18 protein-coding genes are annotated in these 18966 nt (G+C 75.9%); all 18 read right to left on the minus strand.

From position 1 onward, the window contains the following. Positions 1 to 5: 5 nt before the first annotated feature. Entirely contained in the window at positions 6 to 785 is a 780-nt protein-coding gene (locus KJP73_RS05350; protein ID WP_213281763.1) for a ribonuclease HII, read from the minus strand. Next, entirely contained in the window at positions 782 to 1519 is a 738-nt protein-coding gene (lepB, locus tag KJP73_RS05355; RefSeq protein WP_249669121.1) for a signal peptidase I, read from the minus strand. Before lepB ends, KJP73_RS05350 begins: the two co-directional genes overlap by 4 nt. A 127-nt stretch (positions 1520 to 1646) precedes the next feature. Continuing rightward, on the minus strand, positions 1647 to 2015 hold the full coding sequence (gene rplS / locus KJP73_RS05360; protein ID WP_213281765.1) for a 50S ribosomal protein L19: 369 nt from the start codon (positions 2013 to 2015) through the stop codon (positions 1647 to 1649). Between the two features lie 215 nt (positions 2016 to 2230). Continuing rightward, entirely contained in the window at positions 2231 to 3013 is a 783-nt protein-coding gene (trmD, locus tag KJP73_RS05365) for a tRNA (guanosine(37)-N1)-methyltransferase TrmD (RefSeq protein WP_213281766.1), read from the minus strand. Between the two features lies 1 nt (position 3014). After that, a complete protein-coding gene (gene rimM, locus KJP73_RS05370) occupies positions 3015 to 3593 on the minus strand; it encodes a ribosome maturation factor RimM (RefSeq protein ID WP_213281767.1) in 579 nt (192 codons plus the stop codon). Between the two features lie 152 nt (positions 3594 to 3745). After that, positions 3746 to 3985, minus strand: coding sequence for an RNA-binding protein (locus KJP73_RS05375; RefSeq protein WP_213281768.1), 240 nt, complete (start codon positions 3983 to 3985; stop codon positions 3746 to 3748). Continuing rightward, positions 3985 to 4413, minus strand: a complete 429-nt coding sequence (gene rpsP / locus KJP73_RS05380) for a 30S ribosomal protein S16 (protein WP_213281769.1) — start codon at positions 4411 to 4413, stop codon at positions 3985 to 3987. The genes KJP73_RS05375 and rpsP overlap by 1 nt, the downstream gene beginning before the upstream one ends. Positions 4414 to 4578: 165 nt before the next feature. After that, the gene (locus tag KJP73_RS05385) at positions 4579 to 6249 is read right to left on the minus strand and encodes a DUF222 domain-containing protein (RefSeq protein WP_213281770.1); all 1671 of its coding nucleotides are present in this window, start codon (positions 6247 to 6249) and stop codon (positions 4579 to 4581) included. A gap of 46 nt (positions 6250 to 6295) precedes the next feature. Further along, complete coding sequence (locus KJP73_RS05390; RefSeq protein WP_213281771.1) at positions 6296 to 7387, minus strand: amidohydrolase family protein; 1092 nt, start codon at positions 7385 to 7387, stop codon at positions 6296 to 6298. Positions 7388 to 7394: 7 nt separating this feature from the next. Then, positions 7395 to 9005, minus strand: coding sequence for a signal recognition particle protein (gene ffh, locus KJP73_RS05395; protein ID WP_213281772.1), 1611 nt, complete (start codon positions 9003 to 9005; stop codon positions 7395 to 7397). Between the two features lie 27 nt (positions 9006 to 9032). Beyond that, positions 9033 to 10799: a [protein-PII] uridylyltransferase gene (locus KJP73_RS05400; protein WP_213281773.1), complete on the minus strand. Its 1767-nt coding sequence runs from the start codon at positions 10797 to 10799 to the stop codon at positions 9033 to 9035. A gap of 20 nt (positions 10800 to 10819) precedes the next feature. Then, positions 10820 to 11161, minus strand: coding sequence for a P-II family nitrogen regulator (locus tag KJP73_RS05405; protein WP_213281774.1), 342 nt, complete (start codon positions 11159 to 11161; stop codon positions 10820 to 10822). Continuing rightward, positions 11158 to 12465, minus strand: coding sequence for an ammonium transporter (locus KJP73_RS05410; protein WP_213281775.1), 1308 nt, complete (start codon positions 12463 to 12465; stop codon positions 11158 to 11160). Before KJP73_RS05410 ends, KJP73_RS05405 begins: the two co-directional genes overlap by 4 nt. A gap of 159 nt (positions 12466 to 12624) precedes the next feature. Then, positions 12625 to 13806 (minus strand): signal recognition particle-docking protein FtsY, encoded by a 1182-nt coding sequence (gene ftsY / locus KJP73_RS05415; RefSeq protein ID WP_249669122.1) that lies wholly within the window; start codon positions 13804 to 13806, stop codon positions 12625 to 12627. A 12-nt stretch (positions 13807 to 13818) separates the two neighbouring features. Then, positions 13819 to 14316: a hypothetical protein gene (locus KJP73_RS05420; RefSeq protein ID WP_213281776.1), complete on the minus strand. Its 498-nt coding sequence runs from the start codon at positions 14314 to 14316 to the stop codon at positions 13819 to 13821. Positions 14317 to 14413: 97 nt separating this feature from the next. Next, entirely contained in the window at positions 14414 to 18010 is a 3597-nt protein-coding gene (gene smc / locus KJP73_RS05425; RefSeq protein WP_213281777.1) for a chromosome segregation protein SMC, read from the minus strand. Between the two features lie 48 nt (positions 18011 to 18058). Further along, on the minus strand, positions 18059 to 18490 hold the full coding sequence (gene ndk / locus KJP73_RS05430; protein ID WP_213281778.1) for a nucleoside-diphosphate kinase: 432 nt from the start codon (positions 18488 to 18490) through the stop codon (positions 18059 to 18061). An 11-nt stretch (positions 18491 to 18501) separates the two neighbouring features. Then, the gene (locus KJP73_RS05435) at positions 18502 to 18963 is read right to left on the minus strand and encodes a DUF4233 domain-containing protein (RefSeq protein WP_213281801.1); all 462 of its coding nucleotides are present in this window, start codon (positions 18961 to 18963) and stop codon (positions 18502 to 18504) included. Between the last annotated feature and the right edge of the window lie 3 nt (positions 18964 to 18966).

Here is an 18966-nt window from a genome sequence, read left to right on the forward strand (position 1 = left end):
CGGCGTCACGCCTCGGCGCCGACCGCGGGCTCCGCCCCGAGCGGGAGCCGCCAGGACCGGCGGTGCCACGGGCTGGGGCCGAGGGTGCGCAGGGCCGCCACGTGCTCGTCGGAGGCGTAGCCCTTGTTGGAGTCCCAGCGGTACTCCGGGTGCTGCGCCGCGAGGTCGACCATGAGGCCGTCGCGCTCGCACTTCGCAAGGACGCTCGCCGCGGCCACGGTGGCGCAGCTGCGGTCGGCCTTGACCCGCAGGTGCACGCGGGGCTCGCCGGCGAGCGCGAGCGCGGGGTCCGGCTCCGCCTCGAACAGCTCGCCCTGCGCGGGCTGCGACAGCCAGTCGTGCGAGCCGTCGAGCACCACGGCGTCGACCGGCCCGGCGACCTCCGCGGCGGCGGCCAGGGCGCGCCGGCCGGCGAGCCGGAGCGCGGCGATGATCCCGACCGCGTCGATCTCCTCGGCCGAGGCGTGCCCGACCGCGCGGGCGACGCCCCACCGGCTCAGCGCGGGCACGAGCGCGGCGCGCGCGGCGGGCGTCAGCAGCTTGGAGTCCGCCACGCCGCGGGGGCAGCTGCGGGTGCGCGCGTCGATGACGACCACGCCCACGCTGACCGGTCCGGCCAGGGACCCGCGGCCGACCTCGTCCATGCCCGCGACCAGGAGGGCGCCGTCGCGGAGCAGGCCGCGCTCGTGCCGCAGGTGCGGGACGGGCCGGGGCGCGGACGGTCGCGCGGGGGCCCGCACCGGTCCGACCGGTGCGCTCTGCGGGGCGTCGTCGAGCAGGGTCATGACGGGTCCGGGACCTCGTCGAAGACGTCGCCCGGGTTGCGCAGGAGCCCGAGCCGGTCGACCGGCCACAGGGTGACGAAGGCGGTGCCGACCACGTCGTCCACCGGCACGGCGCCGCCGCCCGGGTCGCCGAGGTGCCACCGCGAGTCGGCGGAGTGCTGGCGGTTGTCGCCCATCACCCAGAGCGAGCCGGAGGGCACGATCACGTCGAAGGCGATCTCGCTGGGGCTCGCGCCGGGGGCCAGGTACTCCGACTCGTCGACCGCGGCGCCGTTGACCGTCAGCGGCGATCCGTCGCCCGCGGACGCCACGCGGTCGCCCGGCAGGCCGATGACCCGCTTGATGAGGTGGTCCTCGGACTGCTGCGGCATGAGGCCGATGGCGATCAGGGCGTCCTGGAACGCGTTCGTCTCGGGCACCGCCTGCTGGTCCAGCCAGCCACCCGGGTCGGCGAAGACGACGATGTCACCGCGGTGCAGGTCGAACGGGCCCGGCGCGAGCTTGCTGACGAGCACGCGGTCGCCCTCGAGCAGCGTGTCGTGCATGGAGGCGCTGGGGATGAAGAACGCCTGCGCGAGGAACGTCTTGACCACCCAGGACAGGACGATCGCGCTGATGAGGATGATCGCCGTCTCGCGGACGAACGACGCGACCGGTCCCCGTCGGCGCGGGGCGCGTGGTGCCGCGCCGGAGCGGGCCTCCTGGCTGGCGGGGGCAGCGTCCTGGTCCGTCACCGGTTCACTCTCCCACGTCGTCGACCACCTGCCCACATCCCGCGCCGCGCCGGGGCGCGGCCCCCCGGACGCCGGACGGGCGGCCACCCGGCGCTCCGGTGGCCGCCCGTCGGCGTCGTGCGAGGTCTCAGGCCTTCTTGGCCGGGACCGCGTCGCGCTTCTCCTTGATCTTGGCCTTCTTGCCACGGAGGTTGCGCAGGTAGTACAGCTTCGCGCGACGCACGTCACCGCGCGTGACGACCTCGATCGACTCCAGCGTCGGGGAGTGCACGGGGAACGTGCGCTCGACGCCGACACCGAAGGAGACCTTGCGGACGGTGAAGGTCTCGCGCACGCCGTCGCCCTGGCGCGCGATGACGACGCCCTGGAAGACCTGGACGCGGGAGCGGTTGCCCTCGACGACCTTGACGTTGACCTTCAGCGTGTCACCGGCGCGGAAGTCCGGGATGTCGGTGCGGAGGGAGGCCGCATCGATCTGGTCGAGGATCTGGGACATCGTGTGTCGCTTTCTCGCCGTGCCACAGGTCACGCGCGTCGTCGTCGGCACCCAGGGGCGCCGGGATGGCAGTGAGTGAGGTGTGCGGCCGATCGCTCGGCGGGTCGTGGGTCGTCTCCCCTGTGGCAGAGACGCGACTGTCGCGCACCGACCGACCAGTCTGCCACAGCTGGCAGCGCGCGGTCGAAACGCGTCTGCGTGACGTCGCTCGCAGGTCAGCCGTCCGCCGGTGCCACGCCACCCTCGCCGACCGTCCAGCCGAGCTCGGCCAGCACGGCCCGGTCCGCCGCGTCGAGGCCGGCGGGGTCCAGGACGGTCAGCAGGTCCGGGCGCCGGGCCGCCGTGCGGGCCAGCGCCTGGTCCCGGCGCCAGCGCTCGACCCGGCCGTGGTGACCGGACAGCAGCACCTCGGGCACCTCGATGTCGCGCCAGGCCGGCGGCTTCGTGTACACCGGGTACTCCAGGAGGCCGGCGCTGCCGTGCGACTCCTCGACCAGCGACGCGGGGTTGCCCACGACGCCGGGCAGCAGGCGGACGACCGCCTCGACCAGCACCATCGCGGCCGCCTCGCCGCCGTTGAGCACGTAGTCGCCGATCGAGTACTCGTCGACCCGGACCCCCGGCCGGGTGGCGTAGTGCTCCGCGACGCGGGCGTCGATGCCCTCGTACCGGCCGCACGCGACGACCAGGTGCTCGTCGGACGCCCAGCGCTCTGCGTGCCGCTGCGTGAGCGGCGCACCCGACGGGGTCGGCAGCAGCAGGTGCGTGCCCTCGACCACCAGGTCGTCCAGCGCCGTGCCCCAGACGTCCGGGCGCATGACCATGCCCGCGCCCCCGCCGAACGGGGTGTCGTCGACCGTGCGGTGCCGGTCGGTCGCCCAGTCGCGCAGGTCGTGCACCCGCAGGTCGACGAGCCCGGACCGGCGCGCCTTGCCGACGAGCGACAGGTCGAGCGGCGTCAGGTAGTCCGGGAAGATCGAGACGATGTCGATGCGCACGTCAGTCGTCGTCCCCCGGGCCCGTCGTCTCCTCGCTGACCACGAGGTTGGCCGCGTCCGAGGCGAGCAGGCCGCCCGGCGGGTCGAGGACGACCCGGCCGCCCGGCACGTCCACGACGGGGACGATCGCCCGGACGAACGGGACGAGCGTCCTGCTGCCGTCCGGCTCGCGCAGGACGAGGACGTCGTGCGCGGGGTGGTGCTCGAGGCCGACGACCTCGCCGAGGACGCGCCCGTCGACGTGCTCGGCGCGCAGCCCGGCGAGCTCGTGCGGGTACCAGGCGTCCTCCTCGTCGTCCGCCGCGGCGTCTGCCACGTCCCCCTCGGCGACCTCCACCACCAGCTCGGTGCCGCGCAGCGCCTCCGCCGCGGTGCGGTCGTGCGCCTCGGCGAACGTGACGTACCAGCGGCCCTGCGCCACCCGCGTGCGCTCGACGGTCAGCGGGCCGCGGTCGGCCGGCTCGGTCGGCAGGACGGCGCCGACGGCCAGCCGCTCCTCGGGGTCGTCGGTGCGCAGGTCCAGCGCGACCTCGCCGCGCAGCCCGTGGGCGCGCCCGATCCGGGCGACCGTCAGCAGCATGGGGTTCCTCTCAGGGCGTCCGGTGGATCCGGACCAGCGTAGGGGGACGGCGACCCGGGCGGCCCCGGGCACGGGACAGGCCCGGTCCCGCGGGGGGACCGGGCCTGCTCCGGTGTCTCACCGCGCCGTCGAGGACGGCGCGGGTGCGCGGCTCACCGCCGGGCGACGTCCACCACGTCCACGCGGACCGGACCCTGGCTCGACAGCGCACCGACGACGGTGCGCAGCGCGCGGGCCGTCCGGCCGCCGCGGCCGATGACCCGGCCGAGGTCGTCGGGGTGGACCCGGACCTCGAGCAGGTCACCGCGGCGGAGCGTGCGGGCGTCGACCTGCACGTCGTCCGGGTGGTCGACGATGCCCCGGACCAGGTGCTCCAGCGCGTCGGCGAGCATCAGGCCTGCTCGTCCTCGGCCGACGCGTCAGCGGCGGGGGCCTCGGCGGCGGCGGCCTTCTTCTCGGACGCCTTGGCCTTGGCCTTCTCGGCGTCCGCGGCGACGGCGTCGACCGCGGCCTTGACGTCGGCCGGGGCGGCCTTCGTCCGCAGGGTGCCCTCGGCGCCCGGCAGGCCCTTGAACTTCTGCCAGTCGCCGGTCACCTTGAGCAGCGCGAGGACCTGCTCGGACGGCTGCGCGCCGACGCCGAGCCAGTACTGCGCACGCTCGGAGGAGATCTCGATGAGCGAGGGCTCCTCGGTGGGGTGGTACTTGCCGATCTCCTCGATGACGCGGCCGTCACGCTTGGTGCGGGAGTCCGCGACGACGACGCGGTAGTACGGCGCCCGGATCTTGCCGAGGCGCTTCAGGCGGATCTTGGTGGCCACAGTGTGGTCTCTCCTGGGGTGTCTACGGGGCGGTCGTCGCGGGCTGCACGTGGGGCATGCGGCCCGGTCCGACCTGAAGGACACGATCGCGTGCGGGTAGAGGGGCCGCGCGCGCCGAGTACAGCAGGCCATTGTGCCAGACGCGCAGGCCCGCACGCGACCGCCTCAGAACGGCGGTGACTCCCCCGACGACGCCGTGCCCAGGTGGAGCACCTCCCCCGTCTCGGGCCGGACGAGGTAGCGGTGCCCGGTCGGGGTGGTCCACTCGAACACGCCTGGCCGGAGCTGGCGCAGCACGTAGCCGCCGTCGGTCTTGAGGCGGTGGTGCCGTCGGCACAGCGGCCCGAGGTTGTGGTCGGCCGTCGCGCCGAGCGGTTCGCGGGCGGTCCGCGCACCGCGTGGTCCTGGTGGAGCGGGCGGTCCTGCCGGAGCCGGTGCCCCTGGTGGTGCGTGGAACGGCCGGGTGTGGTCGAGGTCCGCGCGGGCGGCGGGCACGACGCAGCCCGGAGCAGCGCAGCGTCGGTCGCGGACCCGCACGTGCTCGGCGAGCGCGGCGGTCGGCCGGTAGCGGCTGCGCCCGACGTCGAGGACGGTGCCGGACAGCGGGTCCGTCACGACCCGCCGCCAGACCCCGCCCGCGGCGAGCGCACGGGCGGTCACGGCGTCGACCGGGCCGTAGCCGTCGAGGTCCGCCGGCCGGTCGTCGAGCCCGAGCAGGGTCGAGGCGGCCACGGTGACCCGGACCTCGGCGCCGGCGCGCAGGCCGGGCGGGGGCGTGTCCGCCAGCGCCGCGGGCACGGCGGCCGGCTCCGCCTGCACCGGACGGAACAGGTCCGCCGCGCGGCCGCCGCCGAGGCCCAGCCTGTCGACCTGCCAGGCCGGCCCGTCACCGGGCGCCGCGTCGGACCCGACGACGAGGTCCCGCAGCCCGTCGGCGCGGAGCTGGTCGAGCGTGCGGGCGTCTCCGCAGGCCCGTGCGGCGCGGGCGGTGTGGTCCAGCACCCCGTCGACCCGAGCTGCGTCCTGAGCGGGCAGGACCACGGACATCGACGCCATGCCGTCGGGCAGCACCCGGGGGTGACCGACCCGGCGACCGGTACGGGCCCGGTCCACCCGACCGGGCGCACCGTCGGGGTCCGCCTCCAGGAGGGCCTGCTCGACGTCCCGGCGGAGCTCCGTGACCGTCCGGCGGGCCGCGGTGGGCAGCACCCGGTGCTCGACCTCGTTCGCGAGCTGGTGCGGCTGGTCCCAGAGCCGGTCGACGAGAACCCGCGTCTTCGCGGCGTCGATGTCGCCGTGCTCGAGCGCCTCGCCCGTGGCGAGCATGTGGGTGGAGAGCGCGACGCCCTGCCGGACGAGCCCGTTGGCCGCGATGCGGGACGTCCCCAGCCGGAACGCGAGCTCGTCCCCCGCGACCGACCGCTGCAACGGCGGCGGGCCGGCCAACCCGCTCCAGCTCGGGTCCATGCCCGGCAGGCTCGCGACCGCCGCGGCCCAGGACGCGGTGCGGGCGTGCGCGGCCGCCTCGACGCGTGCCGCTGCCGCCGTGGCCTCCACGACGCCGGCGTCGGACAGGGTCTCGGGATCGACGGCGTCGAGCCACGCCGCCAGCGCGGGACCCGGCACGGCGGTGGCCAGCAGCTCGACCTCGCGGCGGCCGGCCGCGAGGTGCCACTCGGGAGATCCCTGCGGCAGCGCGGCAAGCCGCTCGGACCAGGCACCCGCCAGCGCGGACGGGATCGTGGACCAGTCGGGCTCGCCCAGCACTGCCGCCGACGCACCCGGGAGCGCGCCGTCGGGCAGCCCCTCGGTACGTTCATGCAGGTCAGATGCCATGTCCCCACCGTAGACCGCAGCACTGACACGCACCGCGCGCCGCCGCCTAGGCCACCCGCACGCCGCGCAGGACCACGGCCCGCGGCGCCGCCAGCACCCGCACGTCCGCGCGCGGGTCGGCGTCGTACACGACGAGGTCGGCGCTCTCCCCCTCGTCCAGCCCGGGCACGCCGAGCCAGGCGCGCGTGCGCCACGAAGCTGCCGCCACGACCGCGCGCGCCGGCAGCCCGGCCGCGACCAGCTCGGCCGCCTCGTCGGCGATCCGCCCGTGCGCGATGGTGCCGCCCGCGTCGGTGCCGACCAGCACCGGCACGCCCGCGTCGTGCAGGTCCCGGACGTGCGCGTACCGGCGGTGGTGCATGCGGCGCATCCGCGCGGCGTAGACGGGGTACCGCTGGGCGCGATCCGCGATGGCGCCGAACTGCGCGACCTGCAGGAGCGTCGCGGTGACGGGGATGCCGGCCGCGGCGATCCGGTCGACGTGCCGGTCCTCGGCGCCCGTGGCGTGCTCCAGGCAGTCGACGCCGGCGTCGAGCAGGCCGTCGAGCGCCTCCCCCGCGAACGTGTGCGCGGTGACGCGCGCCCCGGCGCCGTGCGCGGCGGAGACCGCCGCCGCGAGGACGTCGTCCGGCCACAGCGGCCGCAGGTCCCCGTCGGCGCCGAGGTCCCGGTCGATCCAGTCGGCGACGAGCTTGACCCAGCCGTCGCCGCGCGCGGCCTCCTCGCGGACAGCGTCGGGGAGCTCCGCGGTGGAGGCCAGCTCCCGCCCGTAGTGCCGCAGGTAGCGCTTCGGCCGCGCGAGGTGCCGGCCGGCCCGGATCAGGCGCGGCAGGTCCGGCCGGTCGTGCACCCAGCCGGTGTCCGCGGGCGACCCGGCGTCGCGCACCAGCAGCACGCCGGAGTCCCGGTCGGCGACGGCCTGCGCCTCCGCGGTGGCCCGGTCGACGGCGCCCTCCGCGGCGAGCCCGATGTGGCAGTGCACGTCCACCAGGCCCGGGAGCACCCACCCGTCGAGGGTCGTGACGTCGCCGGACGACGGCCGGTCGAACGTCAGCCGCCCGCCGACGACCCACGCCTCGCCGGCCACCCGGTCGTCGTCGAGGACGACCGGGCCGGTGAGGTGCAGGGCGTCCGCCACCGCGGCCTCAGCGCCCGAGGAACTTCTGCAGGTCCTGGAGGTCGGCGGGGTCGAAGGCGTCCGGCTGCTGCTGCTGCGGGGCCGCCCCGCCCAGCCCGAAGGCCGAGCCCTTGGCGGCCGGCGCGGCGGGCAGGATGCCGGCGGCGCGGTCGGCGGCGGCCTTCTCCTGCTGCGCGCGCTTGGCCGGGTTGCCGGACTTCCCCTTGGCCTTCTTGGCGGGCGCGGCGGCGCGGCCGCGGCCCTTCTTGCCCGTGCCGGGCAGGTTCCCCATGCCGGGCACCGGCATGCCGCCGCCCTTGGCCATCTGCTGCATCATCTTCTGCGCGGCGGCGAACCGCTCGAGCAGGCCGTTGACGTCCGACACCTGCACGCCGGAGCCCGCGGCGATGCGCGCCCGGCGGGAGCCGTTGATGATCTTCGGGTTGTCCCGCTCGGCCGGGGTCATCGACCGGATGATCGCCTCGACGCGGTCGACCTCGCGCTCGTCGAAGTTCTCGATGGCCTCGCGCATCTGCCCCATGCCGGGGAGCATGCCGAGCATCTTCTTCATCGAGCCCATGTTCTTCAGCTGCTGCATCTGCTGCAGGAAGTCCGCGAGGGTGAAGCCCTTGCCACTGGCGAGCTTGCCCGCCATCTCCTCGGCCTGGTCGGCGTCGAACGCCTTCTCGGCCTGCTCGATCAGGGTGAGCACGTCACCCATGTCGAGGATGCGCGACGCCATCCGGTCGGGGTGGAACACCTCGAAGTCGGTGAGCTTCTCACCGGTGGAGGCGAACAGGATCGGGCGGCCGGTGACCGACGCGACGGACAGCGCGGCACCACCGCGGGCGTCACCGTCGAGCTTGGACAGGACGACGCCGGTGAACCCGACGCCCTCCTGGAACGCGGTCGCGGTGGCGACGGCGTCCTGGCCGATCATCGCGTCGATGACGAACAGGACCTCGTCGGGGTCGACCGCGTCGCGGATGTCGGCGGCCTGCTGCATGAGCTCGGCGTCGACGCCGAGCCGGCCGGCGGTGTCGACGATGAGCACGTCGTGCTGGCGCGCCCGGGCGGTCGCGAGGCCCTCGCGGGCGACGGCGACCGGGTCGGCGCCCGTGACGACGTCCAGCTCGCTGCCCTGGTTGCCGGGGTGCGGCGCGAACACGGGGACGCCCGCGCGCTCGCCGACGACCTGGAGCTGGGTGACGGCGTTCGGCCGCTGCAGGTCCGCGGCGACCAGCATCGGCGTGTGGCCCTGGTTCTTCAGGTGCAGCGCGAGCTTGCCGGCGAGCGTGGTCTTGCCGGCGCCCTGGAGGCCCGCGAGCAGGATGACGCTCGGCGGGTTCTTGGCCAGGTGCAGCGGACGGGTCTCGCCGCCGAGGATCGACACGAGCTCGTCGTTGACGATCTTGACGACCTGCTGCGCCGGGTTCAGCGCGCCCGAGACCTCGACGGACAGGGCGCGCTCACGCACCGCCCCGGTGAACTGCCGCACGACGGGGACGGCGACGTCCGCGTCGAGCAGGGCACGCCGGATCTCGCGCACGGTGGCGTCGATGTCCGCCTCGGACAGCCGCCCCTTGGAGCGCAGGTTCTTGAAGGTCGACGTCAGTCGGTCGGACAGGGTGGCGAACACCGCGCGATCCTCACGCTCTCTCGGCGGTCAGGGACGGTCCAGCGTACCCGCCAGCCGGGCCGTCGCCCGCGCCACGAGGTCGTCCACGAGCTGCGCGCGCCACGCGGTCCAGGCGGTCGGCCCGGCGGACGACGCGTCGGCCTCGGTGAGCGCCCGCAGCAGCGCCAGGAGGTCCGCCCGGCCGTCGACCGCCGCGAGCAGCGCCGTCACCGTGGCGGGGTCGTCCGGGTCGCTGCCGGTGGCCAGCTCGGAGAGCGTCAGGTGCTGCCGCACCAGCAGCACCAGGTCGGCGACGTCCTGGGCGCCGAAGCCCATCCGCTGCCCGATCGGCCCGACGAGCCGCGCGCCCTCCACGGAGTGGTCCCCCGCACCGGCGCGCTTGCCGATGTCGTGCAGCAACGCCGCGACCAGCAGCAGGTCCGGGCGCTCGACCCCGCGCCGCAGGCCCGCCGCCCGCGCCGCGGCCTCGACGAGGTGCCGGTCGACGGTGTGCCGGTGGACCGGCGAGCGCTGCGGCCGGTTCCGGACGCCGGCCCACTCGGGGATCCAGGTGGTGACGACGCCCGCCAGGTCGAGCGCCTCCCACACCGGCACCTGCGCGAGCCCGGTCGCCAGGAGCTGCACGAGCAGCGTGCGGGCGGCCTTCGGCCACGGCGCCGGCAGCGGCGGCGTGCGGGTCAGGCTGGCGATGGTGATGGGCGACAGCGCGAGCCCGCTGCGGGCGGCGGTCGCGGCGGCGCGCAGGGACAGCAGCGGGTCGGTGCCGGGCTCGGCGTCGGCCGCGAGCACCAGCTCGCCGTCGTGCTCGACGAGGCCCTCCCCCACGGTGCGCAGCCGGGGCGGCGTGCGCCGGCCGCGGACCAGCACCGGGCGGCGGGCGGGCCGGGCGAGCGCCTGCCGGGCGTTGCGGGCCGTGGTGTCGAGCGCGTAGGACACGACCCGGCCCGCCTCGGCGAGGCTCGCGAGCAGGTCGTCCCGGTCGCCGACGCCGAGCAGCGCGGCGACCTCGTCCTGGTCGGCGAGCAGCAGCCGGTTGGTGTGGCGGCGGGTCACCGTCTGGACGGCGTCGCGCACGTCGAGCAGGTGCGTGTGGGCGCGGTCGACCGCGCCGTGCGGCCGGTCGGTCAGCCAGGTCGCGGCGAGCGCGGACAGGACGACGGCGTCCCGGATGCCGCCGCGGGCCTCCTTCAGGTCGGGCTCGATCAGGTACGCGAGCTCGCCGTGCCGCTCCGCGCGCTGCCGGGTCGACGCCAGCAGCTCGGGCAGCCGGCGGCGGGCGGCGGACCGCCAGTCCGCGAGGAGCGCCGACTGCGCCCGGTGCACGATGCCGGGGTCGCCCGCCACGGGCTGCAGGTCGAGCAGCCCGACCGCCGCGGGCAGGTCCTTGGAGGCGACCTGCCGGCACTGGGCCAGCGACCGCACGGAGTGGTCCAGGTCGAGCCCCGCGTCCCAGACCGGGTACCAGAGGCGGTCGGCCAGCGCGGCGAGCTCCGCCGCGGAGTGCCCGCGGCCGTCGTGCACGAGCAGCAGGTCCAGGTCGCTCGCCGGGCTCGCGTCCCCGCGGCCGACGCTGCCGACCGCGCCCAGGCCGATCCCCGGCGTCTCGCGGCCGTCGGTGGCGTGCTCCCAGAGCTCGACCAGGCGGCGCAGCACGAGGTCGGACATGGCGCGCCGCCGCGCGGGGCCGTCGGCGTCGGGGCCGGAGAGCCGGACGGCGAGCTCCAGGCGCTCACGCCGGAGGTCCCGCACCCCCACGGGATCGTGGGGGTGCGGGACCTCGGGAAGGGCAGCCATGCGTCGGTCGGACCCCGGGGTCAGAGGGCCTCGGGGCCGTGCTCGCCGGTGCGGACGCGCGCGACGTCCTCGACCGGCACGACCCAGACCTTGCCGTCGCCGATCTTGCCGGTCTGCGCGGCCTTGACGATCACCTCGGTGATGCCGGGCGCGTCCTCGTCGGAGACGAGCACGTCGATCTTCACCTTCGGGACCAGGTCGACGGTGTACTCCGCGCCCCGGTAGACCTCGGTGTGCCCGCGCTGGCGGCCGTAGCCGCTGGCCTCGCTCACCGTCAGGCCGCGGACACCCGCGGCCTCGAGCGCCGACTTCACGTCGTCGAGCCGGTGCGGCTGGATCACCGCGGTCACGAGCTTCGTCATGCCTTCACCTCCGTCACCACGCGGGCGCCGCCCAGCGTCTCGTATGCCGTCTCACCGTGCACGGCCAGGTCGATGCCGCCGACCTCGGCCTCGTCGCTGACCCGCCAGCCGAGGGTGGCCTTGAGGATCAGTGCGATGACCAGGGTCGCCAGGCCGGAGAACACCACGGCGGCGAGCGCCACGATGATCTGCGTGCCGAGCTGCGTCAGACCGCCACCGTAGAACAGGCCGTTGAGGGCGCCGTCCGGGTACCAGGTCGAGTTCTCGTCCGTGGCGAACAGGCCGATCAGCACGGTGCCGACCAGACCGCCGACCAGGTGGACGCCCACGACGTCGAGCGAGTCGTCGTAGCCGAACCGGTACTTCAGGCCGACCGCCAGGGCGCACAGCACGCCGGCGACCAGGCCGATCGCGATGGCCCCGTAGGTGTCCACCGCGGCAGCGGCCGGGGTGATGGCGACGAGGCCCGCGACGACGCCGGACGCCGCGCCGAGGGACGTGGCGTGGCCGTCGCGGAACTTCTCCGTGATCAGCCAGCCGAGCATCGCGACGGCCGTGGCGACCAGGGTGTTCAGCCAGGCGCGGCCGGAGACGCCGTCGGCGCCGAACTCGGAGCCGGCGTTGAAGCCGAACCAGCCGAACCACAGCAGCGCCGCGCCGAGCATCACGAACGGCAGGTTGTGCGGCCGCATCGGCTCGCGGCCGAAGCCCTTGCGCTTGCCGATCACCAGGGCGAGCACGAGGCCCGCGACACCGGCGTTGATGTGCACGACCGTGCCGCCCGCGAAGTCGATCGGGGTGGACAGGAAGCTGGTGATGCCGTCGGCGCCGAGCGCGCCGCCGCCCCACACCATGTGCGCGAGCGGGACGTAGACGACCGTCACCCACACGGCGACGAACGCCATCCAGGTGCCGAACTTCGTGCGGTCCGCGATGGCGCCGGAGATCAGCGCGACGGTGATGATCGCGAACGTCGCCTGGTAGCCCACCGCGACGAGCGCCGGGACGCCCGTGGCCGCCATCAGGGAGTCGGCGTCGGTCATGCCCGCCAGCCCGAACCAGTCGAACGGGTTGCCGAACAGGCCCGCGACGTCGGTGCCGAAGACACCGGAGTAGCCGTAGAGCACCCAGATGAGCCCGACGACGCCCATCGCGCCGAAGCTCATCATCATCATGTTGAGCACGCTCTTGCCGCGCACCATGCCGCCGTAGAAGAACGCCAGGCCCGGCGTCATCAGGAGCACCAGGGACGCGGACGTGAGCATCCACGCGGTATTTCCAGTGTCGAGCGCGAACTCGTCCATACAGGTCGCCTTTCCCCTCGTCGGCCGTGCGGCCGGATCGGGGTCCAGAGTCCTGAACGGGCGTTACCGCGGGTGGCGGGGCGCGTTACGGCGGTGTGACGACGCCCCGGGCGACGTAAACATCGTGTTGCCCGGGGCGGATCGTCTCAGCCCGCGGGCTCAGCCGAGGATGCCGTCGACGAACTCCTCGGCGTCGAACGGCGCCAGGTCGTCCGGGCCCTCGCCGAGGCCGACGAGCTTGACGGGCACGCCGAGCTCCCGCTGCACGGCCACGACGATGCCGCCCTTGGCGGTGCCGTCGAGCTTCGTGAGCACGATGCCGGTGACGCCGGCGACCTCCGCGAACACCCGCGCCTGGTTCATGCCGTTCTGGCCGGTCGTGGCGTCCAGGACGAGCAGGACCTCGGACAGCGGGGCGGTCCGAGTGATGACGCGCGTGATCTTGCCGAGCTCGTCCATCAGGCCGGCCTTGTTCTGCAGGCGCCCGGCGGTGTCGACCAGGACGACGTCGACGCCCTCGGCCACGCCTTCGCGCACGGCCTCGAACGCCACCGAGGCGGGATCGGCGCCGTCGCGGTCCGACCGCACGGTGCGCACGCCGACGCGCGAGCCCCACGTCTGCAGCTGGTCCGCCGCCGCGGCGCGGAACGTGTCCGCCGCGCCGAGCAGGACCGTCTTGTCCTCGGCGACCAGCACGCGGGCCAGCTTGCCGACCGTCGTGGTCTTGCCGGTGCCGTTCACGCCGACCACGAGCACGACCGACGGGACCGTCACGCCGTCCTCGCCGGTGACCGGCGTGGTCGCGAGCGAGCGGTCGAGGGACGGGTCCACCAGCGCCAGGAGCTGCTCGCGCAGGAGGGCCCGGACCTGGACGGGGTCCTTCAGGCCCTGCACGCGGGACTGCGTGCGGATCTGCTCGACCAGGTCCGCCGACGGGCCGGCGCCGACGTCCGCGAGCAGCAGCGTCTCCTCCAGCTCGTCCCAGTCGTCCTCGGTGAGGTGGTCGCGGGACAGCACGGCGAGCATCCGGGCACCCAGCGGGGACCCGGAGCGGGCGAGCCGGTCGCGCAGGCGGGACAGCCGGCCGGCGACCGGGGCGGGGACCTCCAGCGCCGGCGGGGCGGCGGCGTCCTCCGGCGCGGGCGCCTCGACGCCCGGGGCCTCGACGCCCGGGGCCGCGTCCGCCGGCCGCTCGAGGGTCGTCGTGCCGGCGGCGGGGCCGGCCTCGTCCTCGGAGCGGTGCGCCGAGCGGCGCCGGGCGATGACCGCCGCACTGCCGCCCAGGATGGCCAGGGCCGGCACCGCGACGAGGATCAGGTCGAGCAGGTTGTTGGAGTCCACCGGGACAGTCTGTCAGCCGTCGCGGGGCTGCGGCGGCTGGGGCTGAGAAGGCGACGCGGGCGAGGCGGGCGGGCCGCCCGCAGCCGTCGTCGCGGGCACGTGGCCGCTGCGGCGGGCGGCGGTGCGGGCCGCGCCGGGCACCCGCGGGTGCCGGGACCCCGCACGGGGCCGCGGGACCGCCGCCGGACGGTGCTCGCGAGCCTGCCCGGGCAGCAGGCGCCCGGCCCGCTCCCCCGTGCGCTCCAGCATCTCGGCGAGCTCGTCGAGCTGCAGGTAGCCGTCGTCGGGCTGGGACGCCTCGGCGAACAGCTGCTCGAAGGGCACGTCCACCGGCTCGGCGACCTCGTCGTCCGCGACGGCGTCCTCGTCCCGGCGCCGCCGCAGGCCGTTCCTCAGGTCACGCCAGAACCCGCGCAGGTCGGAGCCGCCGTCGCCGACGGCGTTCGCCATCACGATCACGCCCACCGCGGCCAGCAGCGCCAGCCCGATGCCCCACAAGTACCCGCCCATGGGGAGCATTCTCCGGCCCGCGAGCCCCCCGCGGCGCCGCCCCGCGCGGGAGCCACGCAAACAGCCACCGGATCTTCACACCGGGCGGCCGGTGGGGCTAGGCGGGCACCTCGTCGCGGAGCCGCTGGCTGATCACCGTGGTCACCCCGTCGCCCCGCATCGTGACGCCGTACAGCGCGTCGGCGATCTCCATCGTCCGCTTCTGGTGCGTGACGACGATGAGCTGGGAGTCCTCCTGCAGCTCGCGGAAGATCTCCAGCAGCCGGCCGAGGTTCGCGTCGTCGAGCGCGGCCTCGACCTCGTCCATCACGTAGAACGGGCTCGGCCGGGCCTTGAAGATCGACACGAGCAGCGCCACCGCCGTGAGCGAGCGCTCGCCGCCGGACAGCAGGGACAGGCGCTTGACCTTCTTGCCGGCGGGCCGCGCCTCGACCTCGATGCCCGTGGTCAGCATGTCGTCCGGGTCGGTCAGCACCAGCCGGCCCTCGCCGCCCGGGAACAGCCGCGGGAACACCAGGTCGAACTGGGCGGCGGTGTCGCGGTACGCGTCGGCGAACACCTGCTCGACCCGCTCGTCGATCTCCCGGACGATCTCCAGCAGGTCGGCGCGCGACTTCTTCAGGTCCGCCAGCTGCTCGACGAGGAACCGGTGCCGTTCCTCCAGCGCCGCGAACTCCTCGAGCGCCAGCGGGTTGACCCGCCCGAGCTGGGACAGCGCGCGCTCCGCCGCCTTCAGCCGCTTCTCCTGCTCGGCGCGGACGTAGGGCACCTCGGCGGGCGGCGCGTCGGGGTCGTCGCCGCCGCGCGACGGCGGCGTCAGGACCGGCACGGTCCGGTGCGGGCCGTACTCCTCGACCAGGACGGCCGGGTCGATGCCGAGGTCCTCGACCGCCCGGGCCTGCAGCTGCTCGACGCGGAGCCGCTGCTCGGCGCGGACCACCTCGTCGCGGTGCGCCGCGTCCGTGAGCCGGGCGACCTCCCGCTGGTGCTCGTCGACGTGGGTCCGCACGGCGGCGAGGGCCGTCTCGCGCTCCGCCCGCGCCGCCTCGGCGGCCTCCCGGGCGTCGGCGGCCTGCGCGAGGGCCCGCTCGACGGCGCCGAGCGCCTGCGTCGCCCCCAGGGCGACCGCCGTGGCGACGGCCGCGTGCCGGGCGCGGGCGCGCTCCCGCTCCGCGGCCCTCTCGCGCGCGGCCCGCTCGGTGCGGGCGGCGCGGTCCAGCGACTCCGCGCGGCCGGCGAGCGCCCGGGCCCGCTCCTCGGCCGTGCGCAGCGACAGGCGCGCCTCCGTCTCGCGGGCGCGCGCCGCCGAGGCGGCCTCCGCGAGGGCGTCGCGTGCGGCGGTGCGCTCCTCGATGGCGGCGTCGTTGTCGGCCGGCTCGGCCTCGGCCACCGCCAGCCGCTCGGTCAGCCCGGCGAGCTCCGCGGCGCCCTCGGCCAGCGCCTGCTCGGCGGTCGCCAGGGACGCGCGCACCCGGTCGGCCTCGGCGCGCGCGGCCCGGGCGGTCGCCCCGAGGTGGCCCAGCTGCTCCGCGACGGCCGCGAGCGCGGCGTCGGACTCGTTGAGCCGCTCCAGGGTGTCCTGGTACGCCGCACGCGCCGTCGCCTCCGCCTCCCGGGCTCCCACGAGGGCGAACCGGGCCTGCTCGGCGCGGGCGGCCGCGGAACCGGCGCCCTGCCGCGCCTCGTCCAGGGCGCTCTGCAGGTGCAGCGCGCTCGGCGCGGTCGCGGAGCCACCGGACGCCCGGTGCGCGGCCAGCACGTCGCCGCCGCGGGTCGCGACCACGAGGTCGGGCCGGGCCCGCACGACGACCCGGGCACCGGCGAGGTCGTCCACCACCACGACGTCCCGCAGCAGCCGGCGCACCGCGGGCAGCACGGCGGGCGGCGCCTGGACGAGGTCGAGCGCCCACGCGGCACCCTCGGGGGCCGCACCCGGCTGCCCCGCCTCGCCGGTGTCGGCGGTGTCGCCGGTGTCGCCCCCCGCCGCGACGACCAGGCCCGCGCGCCCCGCGTCCTGCTCCCGCAGGTACCGGATGGCGTCGACCGCGGCCTCGACGGACTCGACCGCGACCGCGTCCGCCGACGCGCCGAGCGCTGCGACGATCGCGTCCTCGTCGCCCGGCGCGACCCCGATCAGCGCCGCCAGGGACCCGACCACGCCCGCGAGCCCGTCCGAGGCCAGCAGGGCCCCGGCGCCGTCCTTGCGGGTCAGGCTCAGCTCGAGCGTCTCGATGCGGGACTCCAGCGCCGCGCGCTCCCGCTCGGCCTCGGTGAGCTGGGCGGCGAGCTCCTCGACCCGCGCCGTGGCCGTCTCGACCGCCTCCGTCGCGGCCTCGTGCGCCGCGTCGAGGCCCTCCTCGCCCTCCTCGACGCCCGCGACCTGCGTCTCCAGCGCGGTGAACGCGACCGTCGCCTCGTGCCCGCGCCGCTCCGCCTCGGTCAGCGTGTCCCGGAGCCGCCCGATCTCCGCCTCGGTGGCCTCCAGCCGGCTCCGCCGCGCCGCGACCTGACCGGCCAGGCGGGCCAGCCCCTCGCGCCGGTCCGCGGCACCGCGCAGCACGGTGGCGAGCGCCTTCTCCGCCGCCGCCGAGGCGTCCTCCGCCTGCTGGCGCGCCGCCTGGGCGCCCTCCAGCCCCGCGCGCGCGACGTCGACCTCCGCGGCGAGCTCGGCCTCCGCGGCCCGCACCCGCTCCGCCTGCCGCTCCAGGTCCGCCGGGTCCTGGCCCCCGGTGCGCTCCGGGGCGGCCGACCCGAGCAGCCGGGCCCGGTCGGCGGCGAGCGACGCGGTGCCGCGCAGCCGCTCCCGCAGGGCCGACAGCCGGTACCAGACGTCGGACGCCTCCCCCAGGGCCGGCGCCGCCTCGGCGGCCTCCCGCTCCAGGGCGGCGAGCCGGGCGCGCGCGGAGTCCAGGGCCGCCTCGGCCTCCGCCCGGCGCGCGCGCAGGGCCGTGTCGTCGGCGATCTCCTGCTCCAGCGTCGCCGTGAGCTGCGCGAGGTCGTCGGCGAGCAGGCGCGCGCGGGCGTCGCGCAGGTCCGCCTGCACGGTCTGCGCCCGGCGGGCGACCTCCGCCTGCCGGCCGAGCGGGCCGAGCTGGCGGCGGAGCTCCCCGGTCAGGTCGGTCAGCCGCGTGAGGTTCGCCTGCATCGCGTCGAGCTTGCGGAGCGCCTTCTCCTTGCGCTTGCGGTGCTTGAGGACGCCCGCGGCCTCCTCGATGAACCCGCGGCGCTCCTCGGGGGTCGCGCGCAGCACCGCGTCGAGCTGCCCCTGCCCGACGATCACGTGCATCTCCCGGCCCAGGCCGGAGTCGGAGAGCAGGTCCTGGATGTCGAGCAGCCGGCAGGGCCGGCCGTTGATCGCGTACTCGGAGCCGCCGTTGCGGAACAGCGTCCGCGAGATCGTGACCTCGGTGTACTCGATGGGGAGGGCGCCGTCGGTGTTGTCGATGGTGAGGGACACCTCGGCGCGCCCCAGCGGCGGGCGCCCGGACGTGCCGGCGAAGATGACGTCCTCCATCTTGCCGCCGCGCAGGGACTTGGCGCCCTGCTCGCCCATCACCCAGGCGAGCGCGTCGACGACGTTGGACTTGCCGGAGCCGTTCGGCCCCACGACGCACGTCACCCCGGGCTCCAGGTTCAGCGTCGTCGCCGAGGCGAACGACTTGAACCCGCGCAGGGTGAGCGTCTTCAGGTGCACGGGCCGCAGCCTAGTGGGGCCGCGGCCCGTGCCCCGGGAGGTGGAGGGTCAGGCCTGGAGCGACGGGAACCAGAGGGCGATCTCGCGCTCGGCCGACTCCGGGGAGTCCGAGCCGTGCACGAGGTTCTGGGTGACCTTCAGGCCCCAGTCGCGGCCCAGGTCGCCGCGGATGGTGCCCGGGGCGGCGGTGGTCGGCTCCGTGGCGCCGGCCAGGGAGCGGAAGCCCTCGATGACGCGGTGCCCCTCGGCGACCACGGCGAGCACCGGGCCGGACTTCATGAAGTCGACCAGGGGCTGGAAGAACGGCTTGCCCTCGTGCTCGGCGTAGTGCTGCTGCAGCAGGGCGTCGTCGGCGGTGCGGAGCTCGACGGCCACCAGGGTGTAGCCCTTGGCCTCGATGCGGCGGAGGACCTCTCCCGACAGTCCGCGGCTGACGCCGTCGGGCTTGACCAGGACGAGGGTGCGCTGGATGTCGCTCATACCGACGAACCCTAACCGGCAGCGCCGGGGGCCGCGGGCGGTTCCGCCGCCGGCGGCAGGCCGCCCTGCGGGGTCTGGTCGGGGTGCGCCGCGTCGAACTCCGCCCGCTCCCGGTCGATCCGCGCGCCCAGCCGCAGCGACACGAACCAGAGCACCGCGAACAGCAGGCCCAGCACGTACATCAGCGGGATCACGACCCCGCACGCGATGACGAGCAGCTGCGCGACGGAGCCCGCGACGTAGCCCCCCGGGGCCGTGACCAGGCGCGACAGGACCACCAGCACCAGGAACATGATCCCGGCGACGATCCACAGCCGCGGGCCCGCGGCCGCCCTCCCCTCGGGGTCGGCGGCCGCGAGCCCGTGCGCCGTCAGCGCCGCGAACAGCACCAGCACGCCCTCGAGGACCAGGATCATCGAGGTGAACTGCGGCTTGGCGGGGCGCTTCGGGCGCGGCGGACGGGACGCGTGCATGCT

It is taken from the genome of Cellulomonas hominis (assembly GCF_901521055.1).
GTDB classification, from domain to species: domain Bacteria; phylum Actinomycetota; class Actinomycetes; order Actinomycetales; family Cellulomonadaceae; genus Cellulomonas; species Cellulomonas endometrii.